At 63.1% G+C, this 16,405-nt stretch carries 17 protein-coding genes and 1 pseudogene; 5 read left to right on the top strand and 13 right to left on the bottom strand.

Translation table 11 applies throughout. From position 1 onward, the window contains the following. From EN906_RS05560 to EN906_RS05510, 11 genes and pseudogenes are all read right to left on the bottom strand, one after another. A pseudogene (locus EN906_RS05560) lies at window positions 1-456 on the bottom strand (RpiR family transcriptional regulator); the annotation flags it as partial. Beyond that, entirely contained in the window at window positions 453-1,421 is a 969-nt protein-coding gene (locus EN906_RS05555) for an ABC transporter permease (RefSeq protein WP_127269390.1), read from the bottom strand. The gene EN906_RS05555 and the pseudogene EN906_RS05560, both read right to left, overlap by 4 nt. Before the next feature lie 9 nt (window positions 1,422-1,430). Continuing rightward, window positions 1,431-2,945: a sugar ABC transporter ATP-binding protein gene (locus EN906_RS05550; RefSeq protein ID WP_127269389.1), complete on the bottom strand. Its 1,515-nt coding sequence runs from the start codon at window positions 2,943-2,945 to the stop codon at window positions 1,431-1,433. 68 nt (window positions 2,946-3,013) lie between these two features. After that, window positions 3,014-4,066: a substrate-binding domain-containing protein gene (locus EN906_RS05545; protein WP_127269388.1), complete on the bottom strand. Its 1,053-nt coding sequence runs from the start codon at window positions 4,064-4,066 to the stop codon at window positions 3,014-3,016. 42 nt (window positions 4,067-4,108) lie between these two features. Continuing rightward, the gene (locus tag EN906_RS05540; RefSeq protein ID WP_127269387.1) at window positions 4,109-5,098 is read right to left on the bottom strand and encodes a TIM barrel protein; all 990 of its coding nucleotides are present in this window, start codon (window positions 5,096-5,098) and stop codon (window positions 4,109-4,111) included. Window positions 5,099-5,319: 221 nt separating this feature from the next. Beyond that, window positions 5,320-6,525 carry an aminotransferase class V-fold PLP-dependent enzyme gene (locus EN906_RS05535; RefSeq protein WP_127271290.1) on the bottom strand — a complete coding sequence of 402 codons (1,206 nt, stop codon included), beginning with the start codon at window positions 6,523-6,525 and terminating at the stop codon, window positions 5,320-5,322. A 25-nt stretch (window positions 6,526-6,550) separates the two neighbouring features. Beyond that, a complete protein-coding gene (locus EN906_RS05530) occupies window positions 6,551-7,012 on the bottom strand; it encodes a RidA family protein (protein ID WP_127271288.1) in 462 nt (153 codons plus the stop codon). A 38-nt stretch (window positions 7,013-7,050) separates the two neighbouring features. Then, window positions 7,051-7,845, bottom strand: a complete 795-nt coding sequence (locus tag EN906_RS05525; protein ID WP_127272345.1) for an amino acid ABC transporter ATP-binding protein — start codon at window positions 7,843-7,845, stop codon at window positions 7,051-7,053. Window positions 7,846-7,847: 2 nt separating this feature from the next. Further along, window positions 7,848-8,498 (bottom strand): amino acid ABC transporter permease, encoded by a 651-nt coding sequence (locus tag EN906_RS05520; RefSeq protein ID WP_127267518.1) that lies wholly within the window; start codon window positions 8,496-8,498, stop codon window positions 7,848-7,850. A 1-nt stretch (window position 8,499) separates the two neighbouring features. Beyond that, window positions 8,500-9,165 carry an amino acid ABC transporter permease gene (locus EN906_RS05515; RefSeq protein WP_127267517.1) on the bottom strand — a complete coding sequence of 222 codons (666 nt, stop codon included), beginning with the start codon at window positions 9,163-9,165 and terminating at the stop codon, window positions 8,500-8,502. 171 nt (window positions 9,166-9,336) lie between these two features. Next, on the bottom strand, window positions 9,337-10,218 hold the full coding sequence (locus EN906_RS05510; RefSeq protein WP_127267516.1) for a transporter substrate-binding domain-containing protein: 882 nt from the start codon (window positions 10,216-10,218) through the stop codon (window positions 9,337-9,339). 127 nt (window positions 10,219-10,345) lie between these two features. Here EN906_RS05510 and EN906_RS05505 point away from each other — a divergent pair, with 127 nt between their 5' ends. After that, window positions 10,346-11,134, top strand: a complete 789-nt coding sequence (locus EN906_RS05505) for an IclR family transcriptional regulator (RefSeq protein WP_127267515.1) — start codon at window positions 10,346-10,348, stop codon at window positions 11,132-11,134. Window positions 11,135-11,158: 24 nt separating this feature from the next. On the opposite strand, the gene EN906_RS05500 is transcribed toward EN906_RS05505, so the two are convergent. Then, window positions 11,159-11,362, bottom strand: coding sequence for a DUF465 domain-containing protein (locus EN906_RS05500; RefSeq protein ID WP_013529216.1), 204 nt, complete (start codon window positions 11,360-11,362; stop codon window positions 11,159-11,161). A 239-nt stretch (window positions 11,363-11,601) separates the two neighbouring features. Between EN906_RS05500 and EN906_RS05495 the strand changes: the two genes are divergently transcribed. The 4 genes from EN906_RS05495 (at window position 11,602) to EN906_RS05480 (ending at window position 15,129) form a co-directional block, all read left to right on the top strand. Continuing rightward, window positions 11,602-11,781: a YdcH family protein gene (locus EN906_RS05495; RefSeq protein WP_013529217.1), complete on the top strand. Its 180-nt coding sequence runs from the start codon at window positions 11,602-11,604 to the stop codon at window positions 11,779-11,781. 334 nt (window positions 11,782-12,115) lie between these two features. Then, window positions 12,116-13,366 carry a flavodoxin-dependent (E)-4-hydroxy-3-methylbut-2-enyl-diphosphate synthase gene (gene ispG, locus EN906_RS05490; RefSeq protein WP_164748833.1) on the top strand — a complete coding sequence of 417 codons (1,251 nt, stop codon included), beginning with the start codon at window positions 12,116-12,118 and terminating at the stop codon, window positions 13,364-13,366. Between the two features lie 5 nt (window positions 13,367-13,371). After that, a complete protein-coding gene (locus EN906_RS05485) occupies window positions 13,372-14,226 on the top strand; it encodes a lytic transglycosylase domain-containing protein (RefSeq protein WP_127267513.1) in 855 nt (284 codons plus the stop codon). 123 nt (window positions 14,227-14,349) lie between these two features. Continuing rightward, window positions 14,350-15,129 carry a Stf0 family sulfotransferase gene (locus EN906_RS05480; protein WP_236383230.1) on the top strand — a complete coding sequence of 260 codons (780 nt, stop codon included), beginning with the start codon at window positions 14,350-14,352 and terminating at the stop codon, window positions 15,127-15,129. A 19-nt stretch (window positions 15,130-15,148) separates the two neighbouring features. On the opposite strand, the gene EN906_RS05475 is transcribed toward EN906_RS05480, so the two are convergent. After that, window positions 15,149-16,405 (bottom strand): response regulator (locus EN906_RS05475; protein WP_127375096.1); only part of this gene is annotated, 1,257 nt, incomplete at its 5' end.

Below are 16,405 nucleotides of genomic sequence, written 5' to 3'. Positions count from 1 at the left end.
GCGGGCGATCTGCGCCGAGCCGCCGACGCCATAAAAATCCCGGGTCTTGGCACGGAAGAGCAGCTCGGCGGCCCGGTCGAAATCCTCGATGTCGAGGATCGCCAGCGTCTCCGCCAGCGCCTGGATGGAGGTGCGAAACACTTTTTGCACGATCTCGGCCGAACTGTCGTCGGATGACAGTTCCTGGTGCATCTCGGCGGTCGGCAGGCGACTGTATTCATAGACGGCGGTGCGGAAGTCGCGATAGCCGGAAAAGCCGAGCTTCTTGGCGATTTTGACCACCATCGCCTCGGACACGCCGGACTCTTCGGCGATCTGTTTCAGCGGAATGCTCTCGTCGAAACCGCGCCGGCCGAAGACGGTTTCCACCACCTTCGCCTCCAACGGGGTGAGATGCGGCATCATCATGCGGATGCGCGGTCCTACCGCTTTCAGGTCCAGCCCGCTCAAGGTCATCCACGCCCCCTCGTCACGCGATCGATAAGCATCGCGGCGAGGATTATAAGACCAGTTGCCAGAAGCTGATAGAAGGACTGGACGTTCATCAGCGTCAAACCGTTGCGCATGGCGCCGAGGATGACGGCGCCCAGGATGGTGCCGACGATGCTGCCCTTGCCGCCCATCAGCGAGGCGCCGCCGATGGCGGCAGCCGCGATAGCGTCGAGTTCCCAGAGATTGCCGAGGATGGGCTCGGCGGCGCCGAGCCGGCCGACCAGGATCTGCGCGGCAAGCGCCGCCAGCAGGCCCGAGATCATGTAGGCGGCGATCTTGGTGCGGGCAATCGGCACGCCGGCGATGTAGGCCGCCTCCTCGTTGCCGCCGACGGCAAGCAGATATTCGCCGAAGGGCGTCTTCTTCAAAACGACCCAGGCGACGACAGCCACGCAGGCGACGATGATGACCGCCAGAGGCAGTCCAAACAGCGATCCGTTGAAGATGGCGCGAAAGCTTGGCGGAAGGCCGAGCACCGGATTGCCGCCGGTGTAGATCAGCGCCAGCGCCCGATAGGTGCTGAGCGTTCCCAACGTGACGATGAAGGGCTGCAGCCCGACATAGGCGACGAGCACGCCGTTGACGAGGCCGCAGGCAAGGCCAATGGCGAAGCCGGCGGCGATGGCCAACGGAAACGGCACGCCGGCGACCATCATAGAGGCCGAGATGACGGCCGAGAGTGCCGCCGTCGGCCCGACCGACAGGTCGATGCCACCGGAGATGATGACCAGCGTCATGCCCAGCGCCAAACAGGCATTGATGCTCGACTGCTGCAGGATGTTGATCAGGTTGCGCTCGGCGAAGAAGCCGGGCACCAGCGTGCCGAATACTGCCAGGATCACGACAAGGCCGATCAGCGTGCCGGCGTCGCGCATGGAAACGCCGCGCAGGAATTCGGCGCGTGGTCGCACCAGAGTGGTATCCGACATATCCGTCACCTACTGCCTTGCCTGTTGCGCGGCCGGCGTTTGCGTTTGTGGGATGGCGTGCGCCGCGATCGCCTGTTCGCTGATATCGTCTCTGTGGAGTTCGGCCGCGATCGTGCCGTCGCGCATGACCAGCACGCGGTCGGCAAGCCGGATCACTTCGGGGAGTTCGGAGGAGACGACGATCACGGCATGGCCCTCGGCGGCGAGTTCCTCGATCAGATGATAGATCTCCGCCTTGGCGCCGACATCGATGCCGCGTGTCGGTTCGTCGAACAAGAGGATGCGCGTTCCCGCGGCCAGCCAGCGGCCGATGATCGCCTTCTGCTGGTTGCCGCCGCTGAACAGGCGGATCGGCCGGTCGAGCAGGAACGGGCGCAGATTGACGCGGCTCATCCTGTCGACCGCCACCTGTTTCAGCCTGGTGTGATCGATGACGCCGCGCGGCGCGAATACGTTCATCGAGGCCAGCGCCATGTTGCTGGTGATCGAGCGCAGCGGCACGATGCCTTCGCGCTTGCGCTCCTCCGGCACCAGGCCGATGCCGGCGGCAATCGCATCGCGCGGGCCGGCGAAGCGCGCCGCCTTGCCGTCGATTGCAATGGTGCCGGCCGTGGCGCGATCGGCGCCGGCCAGGAGCCGCAAAAGTTCAGTTCGGCCGGAACCGACCAGGCCGGCAATCCCCAGCACCTCGCCGCGATGCAGATCGAACGACACGTTGCGCACCTTCGTCGCCGAGGAGAGGCCACGCGCGCTCAGCATGACCTTGTTCGTGGCATGGGAATTATGGTGTTCCTGCGCCAGTTCGCGGCCGACCATCATCGCCACGACCGCTTTCTCCGACAGGTCTTTCAGATCGACGGAATCGACGACGACGCCATCGCGCATGATGGTGGCGCGCCGGCAGATGCCGAACACCTCATCCAGCTTGTGCGAGACATAGACGACGGCGACGCCATCGCGCGCCAAACCTGTAATGACTTGCGCGAGCCGTTCGAATTCGCTCGGCGTCAGGCTCGATGTCGGCTCGTCCATGGCGACGATGCGGGCGCGATCGAGCAATGCCCTGGCAATCTCGACAATCTGCCGCTGCGCCACCTTCAGGGTGCCGAGCGGGGCGGCTGGATCGATGGAAGGGTCGATGGCTGCAAGAGCCTCGGCGGCGCGGCGCTCCTGCTCTCTGCTGGCGACGAAGATGCCGCCGCGCGTCAGCGGATGGCCGAGGAACATGTTCTGGGCGACGCTGAGGCGCGGCACCTGCTGCAATTCCTGATGGATCATGGCGACGCCCGCAGCGCGCGCGGCAACCGGGTTGGCGAGTGTAACCGGCTTGCCGTCGATGAGGACGCTTCCCGCGGTCGGCCTGTAGACGCCAGACAGGACGCGCAGCAGCGTCGACTTGCCGGCGCCGTTTTCGCCGAGCAGGCCATGGATTTCACCGGCCCCGACCGAGAACGAAACGCCGTCAAGCGCCCGTACGGCCGGAAACAGCTTGGAAATGCCCTGGAATTGCAGCCGGGGTGACATCGAGTTCTATCTCCGGGCCATGGTGCCGGACAGAAGCGAATTGCCCTGACCGGCACTGTTGGTTGGCCTTACTGGCCCGCAGCCGCGTCCTCGAGCAGCGCCTTGCGCGCGCCGGCGCCGGAATAGCGGTCGGCATTGTCCTTGGTGATCAGCGCCTGGGGCGTGGCGACGACGCGCGGCAGCTTCTGTCCCGCGACGAGACGCAGAGCTGTTTCCAACGCCACTTCGCCGGTCAGAACGGGGAAACTGTCGACCGTGCCGGTCAGTTCGCCGGCCCGTATGGAGGCATAGGCATCGGAAATGCCGTCGGTGCCGAAGACCGCAACCTTGTCCTGCAGGCCGGCGGCCTTGACAGCCTCGACGATGCCCAGCGCCATGCCATCATTGTTGGCATAGAAGCCGATCAGGTCGGGATGCTGCTGCAGGATGTTGGTGGCCGCGTCATAGGAGGTCTGGCGGTCCCAGTTGCCGGGAACGCTGGCGACAACCTCGAACTTGCCTCCCTCGGTAATGGTCGACTTGAAGCCATCGGTGCGCTGCACGGCGGCATAGACGCCAGCCTGGCCTTCGACGATGGCGACCTTGCCGCCATTCGGACGATTCTTGACGAACCATTTGGCGACGCGCACGCCATTGTCGCGTTGGACGTTGCCGACATAATGCTCGGCCTGCGGGATGACGGCGTCATTGACATTGACCACCGGCACGTTGGCGGCCTTGGCCTGCTCCATGATCGGCTGCAGATTGGCATCCGTCTGCGGCGAGACGAGCAGCACGTTGTAGCCCTGCGTCACCAGGCCTTCGGCGATGGTGAGCTGGCCGAGCTGGTCGCCCTCGCTCTGCGCTGCCTGATAGACGACGGGAACGCCGACCTTGGCGCCGAATGCCGTGTAGCCCTCGCCCAGCGAGCGCCAGTATTCATTGGTCAGCGTCTTGGAGACCGCGCCTGCCTTGGTGCCTTCGGGCAGCTTGGGGAACGCGCCGAACTTGGCCTCGACCTGCGACCAGTCGATGCGGTCCTTTTCCGTGTCGGAATTGAGCGGCGCGAGGTCGGCGGAAAAGGCAGAGCCGATCGAGAGCGCCATCAATGCGGCGGTAGCGGTGGCAAGCAGAAGTTTCATTGTATTCCTCCCTGGTTGAAAAACGGCGATGGCGCGGATGCCTCAGCTATCCGGCCCGAGCATGATTTCCTGGATGATGGCCTGCGACGTCACCGCGTCCTGGCTGTCCATGGCGGCGGACAGGCGATTGTCCTGCTCCAGCCGGTCGACGACGCGCAGCATGCGATTGACGGTGGCGATGTTGACTTCGCACTCGCGCACCGGATCGAGCCCTGTCATATCGGGGAACGTGTCGAAATAGATGGCGCCGGCGTAACCGTCGCGGCGAATCTGCCTGAGCATCTCGATGGTCTGCAGCGTGTGCACCGCGCCGACCATCAGGCCGTCGTCGCGCTTGGCGTAGCCGTCGTTCAGGTGCACGCCGAGCAGCTTGCTGTGACGCGCCACCAGGGCCGCGGCAAAGGCCGGTTGTTCGTCGGCGTAGAGCACATGAGCGAAATCGAGCGTGACGCCGAGATTAGGCAGGCCGACATCGCGGATCGCCAGCAAGGTCGTCGCCGCATCCGGCATCAGGCTGTAGGAGCGTGGTTCGTTCGGTTTGTATTCAAGGCTGATCTGACAGTCGGGATCATGTGCCGCAACTTCACGAATCCCATCAATTTCGTGTTGCCAAAGCGTCGAATAGTCGGCCTGGAAGGCGTAGTCGAAGCCATCCTGGCCGAGCCACAGCGTCATCAGGCTGGCGCCGGCCTCACGCACGGCATCGATGCCGGCCTTGGTCAGGTCGATGGCCTCGCGACGCACCGCCGGATCCGGATTGGTGAAAGCGCCGAGCTTGAAGGCGGGGTTGGAGTAGTAGCGCATGGCAAAGCCATTGATGGAGAGCCCAAGATCGCCCAGTTTCAGAGCAATTTCCGTGGGCTTTTCCCTGACATGGTCAGGAAAGTTGAGATCCAGATCGGTAAGCCCCTCGACCTTGGCGGCGCGCGCCGCCATCTGCAGCAGCGACGGCTTGCCGGTAAGATCGGGCCACTCGGCGTGCGGTCGCGAGGCAAAGGAATTCAGGCGCGTGGCGAAACGAGTGGCTGTCATGATCGATCCTTCAATCGTCATGACTTCACATAAATAAAGATATTTGTAAAGTTATTGTTTTGAGAGGCTACGAAGCGGCCACCAGGCTGGACCCGCCAAGGCGCGCAAAGGGAGCCGGCAGTTTCCCGGCCGGTGCCCTGGAGAGCCCGTCAGGCCAATAGGCGCATGATGGCGCGTGCTGGTTACGGTCGGCGCATTTCAGCAAGCGATTCGCCGGGTGTTCAATCTGGCCAGCGTAAGACGCCGGACGAATCCTTGCGGGCGAGTTTCATCGCATCGGCCGGGCGGTCCTTGGCGGTCAATATGGCGCGCAGCCGTTCGGCGACGATCTCGGCCTCGCCGGGATGAAGATTGCAGGGGTCGAGGAAGAAATGGCCGCGCTCCACCTCATGGTTGCGCACGATGATCGGTGGCGAGCCCGTCGCCAATGCCGAGGTGAGGCCGGCCGCCGTGAACCGGCTTTCGGGCAGTACAAAAATCTGAAGCCGATCGAGAGGGTTGGCGGTCGGATCGGGAATGATCTGCGCGACAATGCCCGGCAGGCCCTGCAACGTCTCCTTCCACAGGTTGAGCGCGGCGTCTTCGCGGCGGCGGATGCCGGCATGGTCGCGCTTTTCCCAGGCTTCCAGTGCGGCCATGGTGCCGGCGATGCTCTCCTTGCCGACCTTCATGGCGCGGGCGACGCCGCGGTTCTGGAGATAGGCGGTGCGAACCAGATCCTTGCGCCCGGTGACGATGCCGCTGGTCGGCCCACTCAGGAATTTGTGGCCGCTGTAGATGACAATGTCGGCGCCGCGCGCGAGGAAGCCGCGCAGATCATACTCTGAAGCCGCATCCACGATCACAGGGATGCCCCTGGCGTGGCAGATCTCGCAGAATTCCTCCAGGGACAGCATGCCATACTGCACGGTGTGGTGCGCAACGACGTAGAGGCCCGCCGCCGTGCGGTCGTTGATCGCGTCGCGCACATGATAGTCCTGCGTCACGCTGACCGTGCCGGCCGGCACGACCCTGGCGCCCGCCAGCCGGACCGACTGGTCGATCGGCGCACCATAGTTGACGATGTGCCCGAGCTGGACGATGACCTCCGACTTGAGGCCCTCCGTGTTATCAGGCAGCCGCTCGATGGCGAGCAGATTGGTCCCCGTCATAGCACCTGCGATCGCCATGGTGATGCCGCTGGCGCAGCAGGCAGTGATGAAACCGGCCTCGCCGCCGGTCAGGCGCGCGACAATCGTGCTTGCGGCACGTTGCAGGTCATCCATTTCCACCCATTGCGAGGCCATTTCCGCCATGGCGCTGATCGCTTCGGGGACGATGATCGACGCGCCGAGCGCGGTCATCGTGCCGGAGACATTGATGATCGGGCGAAGGCCGAGCCGTTCGCGGATGGTGGTGTTGGAGCCGTCGGTGGACGTGGTTTTCATCTCTCGGATTCCATTCTTCTAAAGGTCAGGCGGCGATCTCGACAACCGCCTCGATTTCAACGGTGATGTTTCCAGGCAAGGAGCCGACGCCGATCGCCGAGCGGGCATGGCCGCCGATATTGTCGAACACATCGGCAAACAGGTCGGAACAGCCATTGACCACTTTCGGGTGGTCGCTGAAGGTCGGTATGGCGTTGACGAAGCCGAGCAGCTTGACGACGCGCACGATCCGGCCAAGGTCGCCAGTGGCTGCGTGCATGACGGCAAGCAGATTGAGGCCGGTGAGGCGGGCATGGCCATAAGCCTGCTCGACGCTGACATCCTCCCCCACCTTGCCGGTAAACAGCGTGCCGTCGGTGCGCAGCGGACCCTGGCCGGACAGGAAGATCAGCCGGCCGCTTTCGGCATGGGTGACGAAGTTGGCGATCGGTGTCGGCGGCTCGGGCAGCGTCAGGCCCAACGCGGCGAGCCGGATATAAGGCGTCATGAAAGAAGGCTCCTTGCGACAGCGTTCGCTGTCCCGTTCTAGAAATGCGAGGCGCGGAAGCGTGCCAGGAAGGTGCGCAGGCGCTCATTGTCGGTGTCGGCCGCCAGGATTTCGGCGGGTGGACCCGCCGCGCTGACGCCGCCATCGGCCATGAAGATGATGCGGCTCGAGGCATCGCGGGCAAACGCCATTTCGTGCGTGACCATCACCATCGTCATGCCGTCCTCGGCCAGGCTGCGAACGACCTCGAGCACCTCGCCGACCAGTTCCGGGTCGAGCGCGGAGGTTATCTCGTCGAGAAGCAGGATCTTCGGCCCCATGGCCACGGCGCGGGCAATGCCGACGCGCTGCTGCTGGCCGCCGGACAGTTCGGCGGGCAGGCTGTCGGCCTTGTGGGCGAGGCCGACCCGGCCGAGCCAGTGTTCGGCGATGGTGCGCGCTTCGGCGTTGCTCTTGCCGCGCACCTTGGTGAGGCCAAGCATGATGTTGCCGGCGGCTGTCAGGTGCGGAAAGAGGTTGAAGCTCTGGAACACCATGCCGGTCTCGGCGCGCATCGCGGCGAGATCGCGTTCGCTGCGACGCTGGCGGGTTCCGGCTTCGCGAAAGCCGACCTCCTTGCCGTCGATGCGGATCGAACCACTGTCATAGCTTTCGAGAAAGTTGACGCAACGCAGCAGCGTGGTCTTGCCGCTGCCGGAAGGGCCGATGACGGTCACCACCTCGCCCTTCGCCACCTGCAGGCTGACCGAACGCAGGACCTGGACGGTCCCAAAGGCTTTGGAAACGTCCTGGACGTCGAGAAGGGCCGGGGTGTTTTTCGGACTTGTGGACATTGCTATTCCCGGATGAAGGAGAAACGCCGCTCGAGCCGCCGGCTGGCGAGCGAAAGGGCATAGTTGACCGCGAAGTAGATGAGCGCGCCGAGAATATAGAGCGGCATGGCCTCATAGGTGCGGCCGATGACCTGGTTGATGGCCTGCATCAGGTCGGTGATGCCGAGCAGCGATACCAGCGCGCTGCCCTTGACCGCATCGGTGACGCCGTTGATCCAGGGCGGCAGGAAGCGCCTGAACGCCTGTGGGAAGATGACGTAGGCGAGCCGCTGTCGAAAGGTCAGCCCGATCGCCATCGCCGCCTCGGACTGCCCTTTCGGAATGGAGCCGACAGCGCCTCTGAAATATTCTACGACCTGGGCTGTCTTGAACAGGGTCAGCGCCAGCACGGCGGCCCAGAACGACGGCAGATGAAGCCCGATGGCCGGCAGTCCGTAATAGACAAAGAAGATGAGCACCAGGATCGGGATGCCGCGGATGGTGTCGCTGAAGATGCGCACGGCCCATTGCAACGGCACCGGGCCATAGACGAGACCGACGCCCATGATCACGCCGGCAATCAGCGAAAATACCACGACCAGCAGGGATACCCACAGTGTCAGCGCAAAGCCCTGGGCGAGGAAAGGTAAGGCATAGGCGATCTGGGTCAGCATATCAGCGCGCCGCCCTGAACCGGCGCTCGACAAGCCGAAGCGCAAAAAGCAAGATGTAGCCGGTCACCAGATACATCGCCGTGACCACGAGATAGACCTCGACGATGCGGAAGGTGTTGAAGTTGATCCACTGGGCGCCATAGGTCAGCTCCGGCACCGAAATGACCGACGCGACGGAGGTGTCCTTGAACAGCGATATGAAGGTGTTGGACAATGCCGGCAAGGTGATGCGCAGCATGGTCGGCAGGCGCACGTTGAGCAGCCTTTGCCAGGGTGTCAGGCCGATTGCCTTGCCGGCGTCCAGCTGTCCGCGCGGAACGGCTTCGAGCCCGGAGCGAAACACCTCGACCAAATAGGCGCCGCTATAGAGCGACAGCGTGACGACGAACGAGGTCGGCGCGCTGTAGGCGATATCGACCACTGTCGGCAAGCCGTAGAAGACGAGGTAGACGAGCAGGATCAGCGGCACGTTGCGGATGAATTCGACGTAGGCGGCGATGATGGTGCGCACGATGCGTCCGGCAGACACATACCAGACCGCCAGAACCAGGCCGATGACGATGCCGATGGCGATCGATATGACGGCGAGTTCGAGACTGAGCAGCAGTCCGCCCCACAGCTTGTCGAAGTGCCGCCAGATCAGGTTGAAATTAAGGGCATAGCCCATGCGTCCGCCTCAGTGCCGCAGGCTTAGAGCGGTTCACCGTTTCACGGAAACGGCGACCCGCTCTAACTCTTTGTTTTGACGCAATTCCGGACGAAAACCGTTTCACACTTTTCCTGGAATTGCTCTAGGGAGGCGGAAGGGCGCTGGATACGCCCTTCCGCCCGATGCAGGTCAGATGGCTGGGAAGCCGGGATGGCGCGCCGGCGGCTCCTGTCCGAAATAGTCCTTGAAGGCGGCATCGTAGAGTGCGTTTTCGTGGCCGAACATGGCGATGGTGAAGGTCGCGTTGACGAAGGTCAGCCAGTCAAGGTCGCCTTGCCGGAGTGCCGCGCCATAAAGCATGCTCAGCCAGCTCTTGCCGGCGTCGAAATATCTGTCCGGATTGCGCGAGGCGAGCCAGCGCACCGTGGACAGATCGACGGCAGCGGCGTCGACGCGTTTCGATTCCAGTGCCTGCAGCACGTTGGCCTGGGTATCGATCTGCATAACCTGGCACTCGGGCAGCACCGAATGCACCTGCGCCTCGGCATCGACATTCTGCAGGATGGAGACGCGTGTCGCCGAGCCGCCGGCAAGCAGCTTGTCGAAGGTCTTGTTCTCGGCGGTCGGAAGGCTCAGCAGGGCGACGCCCTCGACATAGTAAGGCCGGGAAAAATTGACCAGCTGCGAGCGCTGGGCGCTCATCGTCATGAACTGAATGGTGATGTCGACCTTGTTGGTGGTGACGTTGGGGATGCGCTGTGCCGGATCCTGCATCACGAACTCGACCTTGGTCGGATCGTCGAAAAGGCCCTTGGCAAGAATGCGTCCCATGGTGATGTCCATGCCGACGAGTTCGCCGGCATCGTTCTCGAAGTGCCACGGCGCATTGGTGCTGCCGGTACCGACGATCAGCTTGCCGCGATCGAGCACGGTGCGCAGCAGGCTGTCGGGTGCTGCCTGAGCAGCGGCCTTCTGGGCATCGACGGCTACCGCCGCACCCACGACGCCGGCCGTGGCCAGTCCCGCCATTCCCAATTTCAGAAAATCACGTCTTCCGGATGTGTCGTTCACGGCGACCTCCTTTCGTTTGTGTTCCCCTTGCACAGGCAATACACGCGTCAGTGACGTCGAAGCGATTGTCTCTTACAAGAGACGTGTGTATCCTGTACAGGACAGATACTAACACCGGGAATCAACAATGCAAGATGGCAATGCCTCGGCACTTTCAGCCGGCGAGAAGATTTCGGGCTCCCGTGAAAAGGGGCTCAACCGGGTGCTCGAGATTCTGGAGTTTCTTCACACGACCCAGCGCGCGATCGGCATTGGCGACCTTGCCAAGGGCGTGCACGCGCCCCGTTCGACGACCTATACGCTGGTGCGGTCGCTGGTCGATGCGGGACTGCTGGAAATGGAAGGCGACGGCAATCGCGTCTATTTCGGCAAGAAGCTCTATCTCTACGGAATGGACTATGTGCGGGGCAACGACCTGTTGAGGCGGGGGCGCCAGGAGGTCGACAATCTGTCGCGCGAGACCGGCGAGACTTCCGAACTGTGCATGCTGCAGAGCGGCCGCTATACGATCGTCCATGCGAGTCCCGGCACCAGGCCGTTCCGCATCAGTTCCGCCACCGGCTTGCAGATACCGCTGCCCTGGACGGCCTCGGGGCGGCTGCTTCTGGCGGGGCTGGAGAAGGCTGAGATCGAAGGCATGGTGTCGGACGACGATCTCGTGCTGCCCGACGGGCGCAAACTGCGGCTCGACGATTTCGTCGCCGACATCGCAAAAGCGCAGGTCACCGGCTATTGCGTCACTTCGGGCCTTGTCGATGCCTATACGAAGTGCCTTGCCGCGCCGGTGTTTTCAGCGCCGGGCAAGGTCGAGGCGACCATGTGCCTGGTGGTCCCCATCGATACGTCCGAGGAGCGGACCGGCGAACTTATCGGCCTGCTGCGTGATCGTGCCGCGAGACTTTCGATCGCAGCCTAGGCATGCGAACGAGCGAATGCCAGTTCATGCAATAATGTCGGGAATGATCTTGTCTTCCAGCGCCATCAGCCGATCCTTGAGGAACAGCTTCTTCTTCTTCATGCGCTGGATCTGCAGCGGATCGCAGGCCATGGCGATCATCGCGTTGATGGCGGCATCGAAATCGGCGTGTTCCTGCTTCAGGCGGGAAAATTCGAGGCGAATATCGGCCTGTTCCTGATCGGACATTCTCTACCGTCTGCACGTCTGCGGCGCCCAAAACTGGGCCTGATTGGGCGGGACCGGGTGTTTTGTCACCGGCGTGCAGCCCATATCACATTTCAAGGTGTCGTGGAATGCTACCACGGATCATTCGACATCGCCCGCGGAAGGTGACACACTGTCACCGTGCCGTCACAGAAGCGAACCTGCGGTGGACGCGCCGTGACGGTTGCAATCGAGGAAAACCATGAAAGGGAGAACCAATCATGTCTCTTGCATCCCATCTTGATGAGTTGCAGCGGAAACACGGCGACATCGAACGTGAAATCGATGACGCGATGAATCATCCATCGGTCGACGACCTCGAAATCGTGAATCTCAAGCGACGCAAGCTGGCACTCAAGGACGAGATTGAAAAACTAAGAGGCAAACCGACCACGCATTGACGCCCTCCTGACATAGCCGCCCAATATCCGCGGCCTCTTTTCCCGGCGGCACCCCGCCGCCGGCGTGGAGGGTTTTGATTTTCCAGCACCGGTCTGTCAGCCGAAGCTGGACTTGCACCCGGCTCAATCTCCGCTTCGGCCGTCGCCCGTTTCGCCAGATCATCGATTGTTTCTGGTCGCCGGCGGCGGGCGATTCCGGCCAGTGGCGACCTGTCGCCATTGACAAGCCATCTTTGCTCCTCCACCTCATGCCCGGACCTCAGCGCATCGGCCCGGGGCGTCGTTGTGCGTCCATGCAGGACACAAGATGCTCCAGAGACAAAAGGCTGCCGGCATGACCGGATATTTTTCCTCTCCTTTCCCCCGCCGCACGTCGGTCGGCGTCGATGTCGGCGGCGTGGTCGTCGGCGGCGGCGCGCCCGTTATCGTCCAATCGATGACCAACACCGATACGGCCGATATCGACCAGACGGTTGCGCAGGTCGCAGCGCTGCACCGGGCCGGCTCGGAGATCGTGCGCATCACCGTCGATCGCGACGAGAGCGCCGCCGCCGTGCCGCGCATTCATGAGCGGCTTCAGCGGCTTGGTATCAACGTGCCGCTGGTCGGCGATTTCCACTATATCGGCCACAAGCTTTTGGCCGATCATCCGGCCTGCGCCGAGGCGCTGGCCAAATACCGCATCAATCCGGGCAATGTCGGCTTCAAGGACAAGAAGGACCGCCAGTTCGCCGATATCGTCGAGATGGCGATCAGGCATGACAAGCCGGTGCGCATCGGTGTCAACTGGGGCTCGCTCGACCAGGAGCTTTTGACCCGGCTGATGGACGACAACCAGGACAAGGGTTTTCCGCTGACCGCGCAGGAGGTGATGCGCGAGGCGATCGTGCAGTCGGCGATCCTGTCGGCCGAGATGGCGGAAGAGATCGGCCTTGGCCGCGAGAAAATCATCCTGTCGGCCAAGGTCAGCGGCGTGCAGGACCTGATCGCCGTCTATACCGAGCTCGCCACCCGCTCCAATCATGCGCTGCATCTCGGCCTGACCGAAGCCGGCATGGGCTCGAAGGGCATCGTCGCTTCGTCGGCCGCCATGGGCATCCTGCTCCAGCAAGGCATCGGCGACACCATCCGCATCTCGCTGACACCGGAGCCGAACGGCGACCGCACGCGCGAGGTGCAGGTGTCACAGGAATTGCTGCAAACCATGGGGTTCAGGCAGTTCGTGCCGATTGTTGCCGCTTGCCCCGGCTGCGGCCGCACCACCTCCACCGTGTTCCAGGAACTCGCCCAGAACATCCAGGCCGATCTCAGGAAGAACATGCCCGTGTGGCGCGACAAATACCCCGGCGTCGAGAACCTCAAGGTCGCGGTGATGGGTTGCATCGTCAACGGCCCTGGCGAGTCCAAGCATGCCGACATCGGCATTTCGCTGCCCGGCACGGGCGAAATGCCGACGGCGCCTGTCTTCGTCGACGGCAAAAAGGCGGCGACGCTGCGCGGGCCGTCGATCGCCGCGGATTTCGAGAAAATGGTCGCCGACTATATCGAGCAACGGTTCGGTCGCGGCAAGGCCGCGGCCGAGTAGAACCGATGCAGCGTTTCCTTTGGGCAGCGCTGATCCTGCTGTACGGGCTGACCTGGTCGACCCTTGTGCAGGCCGATCCGCCGCAATCCGCCAAGCAGCGGCTGATCGACAAGGTCTGCAATCTGATCCAGGCGCATGCCGACCAGAACGGCCTGTCCAGGGATTTCTTCGCCCGGCTGATCTGGAAGGAAAGCCGTTTCGATCCCAACGCCGTCAGTCCGGTCGGTGCCGAAGGCATTGCCCAGTTCATGCCGGGCACCGCCAAGATGCGCGGGCTCGCCAATTCCTTCGACATCAACCAGGCGATTCCGGCTTCGGCCAGATATCTGGCCGAAATGAAAACCGGCTACGGCAATCTCGGCCTGGCCGCCGCCGCCTACAATGCCGGCGAGAGCCGGGTGTCGCGCTGGCTCAGCTCCGGCGGTTTCCTGCCGATGGAAACCGAAAGCTATGTCTTAGACATCATGGGCGAACCAGCCGACAAGTTCACCGACCGGGCCTATGCCGGAAGGGTCGAGCCGCTCGACGCAAAGACGGATTTTGCCGTCGCTTGCCGAAAACTGCCGGTGATCATGTCGCGGACGGTGGCCATGGCTTCGATCAACATAAAGCCATGGGGCATCCAAGTGGCCGGCAATTTTCGCCGCAGCGCCGCGATCAACCAGTGGGTCAGGGTAAGGAGCCGGTTCCCGGCCCTGCTCAACGGGCATGATCCGGTGGTCAGCCGGGTGCGCACGCCGATCGGCCGGCGCGGCATCTACGCGGTCAGGATCGGTGTCGACCGCCGCGCCGATGCCAACGTTATTTGCCAGAAATTGCAAAGTGTCGGTGGGGCGTGCGTGGTGGTGCGCAACCGGTAATTTGGCCGCTGCCGGCATGGTGTTTGTCCGAGAGAGGCATTTAAAAGCGATAGCCGTGACGTCGCATCCAGCAAAGATTTCAGCTATAGCGGCCGCCATCCTTACTGGGCGGCGGCCCTGTCTTTGACGAGCAGCATGGGCCTCAACATGTTCGATGGATACATCATCTGCGGCACGCCGAGGACCGGTAGCACGCTGCTGTGCAAGCTTCTGGCATCCACGAAGACGACTGGCGATCCGCACTCATTCTATCGGCGGCAGGATGTGCTGGAGTGGGCTGAAGAGTGGAAGCTGCCCGATCGCGACACGATGAGTGAGCTCGACTTCAATGTCGCCTATCTCAACGCGGCGATCGCTGCCGGCAAGGGTGGGACCGGCCTCTTCGGCCTTCGCTTGATGCGCGAAAATCTGGATGAACTCTCGGCAACCCTCGACCGGATTTTCCCGAAACTGCAGTCGGACAGAGCGCGTCTTGAAAAGGCCTTTGGCCGCGTCCTCTACATACACCTCTCGCGGGAGAACAAGCTCGCGCAGGCTGTCTCCCTGATCAAGGCGGAGCAGACCGGTCTTTGGCATATCGCTCCCGATGGCACCGAGATCGAAAGGGTCGCACCGCCGAAAGAGCCCCAATATGATTTCGAGCGTATCAAACGAGAGGTCACGGAACTCGAGACCTATGACGCGGCCTGGAACATTTGGTTCGCAGAGCAAGGCATATCCCCGCTGCGCGTCGGCTATGAGCGCCTTTCAGGCAATCCGGCTGCGACGTTGCTAGGCATCTGCGAAGCCCTGGGAGTCCCAGCACCTGACGAGGAGGATGTAAGCCCCGGCGTTGCAAAGCTTGCTGACGCGACAAGCCTCGACTGGATGCGCCGCTATCGTCTGGAGGCTGCCGCCGTCTGACGCATCCTCATGGATGCAGTCAGGCGGTCTTGGCCACGACGGTCTCGCTGAGCCAGGTGCCGATCTTGGTGCCTAGGCGGTCGGGCGAAACGGGCTTCGGCAGATAGTCGTCCATGCCTGAATCGATGCACTTGTCGCGATCGCCCTTCAGCGCGTGCGCGGTGACGCCGATGATCGGGATGTGGGCGCCCGTCGAGACCTCCATCGCCCGGATGGCGCGGGTCGCCTCGTAGCCGTTCATTTCGGGCATCGAAACGTCCATCAGGATCAGCTTGGGGCGCAGCGCCCGGTACATTTCGACCGCCGTGCGGCCATTGCCGGCGATACGGTAGCTCAAGCCCAACCCATTGAGGATCTGGCCGAAGACCAACTGGTTCACGTCATTGTCCTCGGCAATGAGGATGTCGATCGGTCCGTTCGGCGCGGTTGTCGATTCCGGCGCTGCCGCGACCGGCATTGCCGGGCCGCGGATGACGGTGAAGGCGGGCGGCGCTGCCAGGGAAGCCTGCACGATCGGTTCGCGGACGAACCGCGCCTTGCCGACCTGCGAACGGGCCTTCTGAATCACCGAGATGACGGTGCCGAGCAGCACCGCGGAGCGCGCCGGTTTGGTCAGATGCGCGGCAATGCCGAAGTCGATGATCATCTTGCCGAAATCGACCTGGTCGACCGAGGTCAGGATAACGATCGGGATGGCCGACAGGCGGCTGTCGGAAGCAATGGCTCTGGCGACGTCGGCGCCGTTCATGCCCGGCATCTGGTAGTCGAGGATGATGCAGTCGACGGCGGCGCCGAGTTGAAAGGCGCGGTCGAGGAAGGCCAGGCCGACGGCGCCGCTTTCGGCGGCGGCACAGTCGAAGCTCCAGCTTCTGAGCTGCTCGAGCAGGATTTCGCGGTTGACCGGATTGTCGTCGATGACCAGCACGCGCGCGCCGGTGACGTCGACCGGCACGATCTCGTCGCGCGCCGCGGCCTGATGCGCGGGCAGCGGCACAGCGAACCAGAACACGGAGCCACGGCCGATCTCGCTTTCGACGCCGATCTTGCCTGCCATCAGGTCGACGAGGCGGGCGGCGATGGCCAAGCCCAGCCCCGTGCCCTCATGGCGGCGGGTGGACGAGCCGTCCACTTGCGCGAATTTCTCGAACACGTTCTGCAGTTTCTCGGCCGGTATGCCGATGCCGGTGTCTTCGACGCGGACCTTGAGCTGGACCACGTCGTTGACGATCTCGCCGCCGACATCGATCAGCACATGACCCTTCTCGGTGAACTTCAC

Origin of the sequence: Mesorhizobium sp. M7A.F.Ca.CA.004.06.1.1, assembly GCF_003999135.1 — a bacterium.
Taxonomy (GTDB): domain Bacteria; phylum Pseudomonadota; class Alphaproteobacteria; order Rhizobiales; family Rhizobiaceae; genus Mesorhizobium.
Note: the sequence above shows the minus strand (reverse complement) of the source record. Positions and strands in the feature narration are given on the sequence as shown.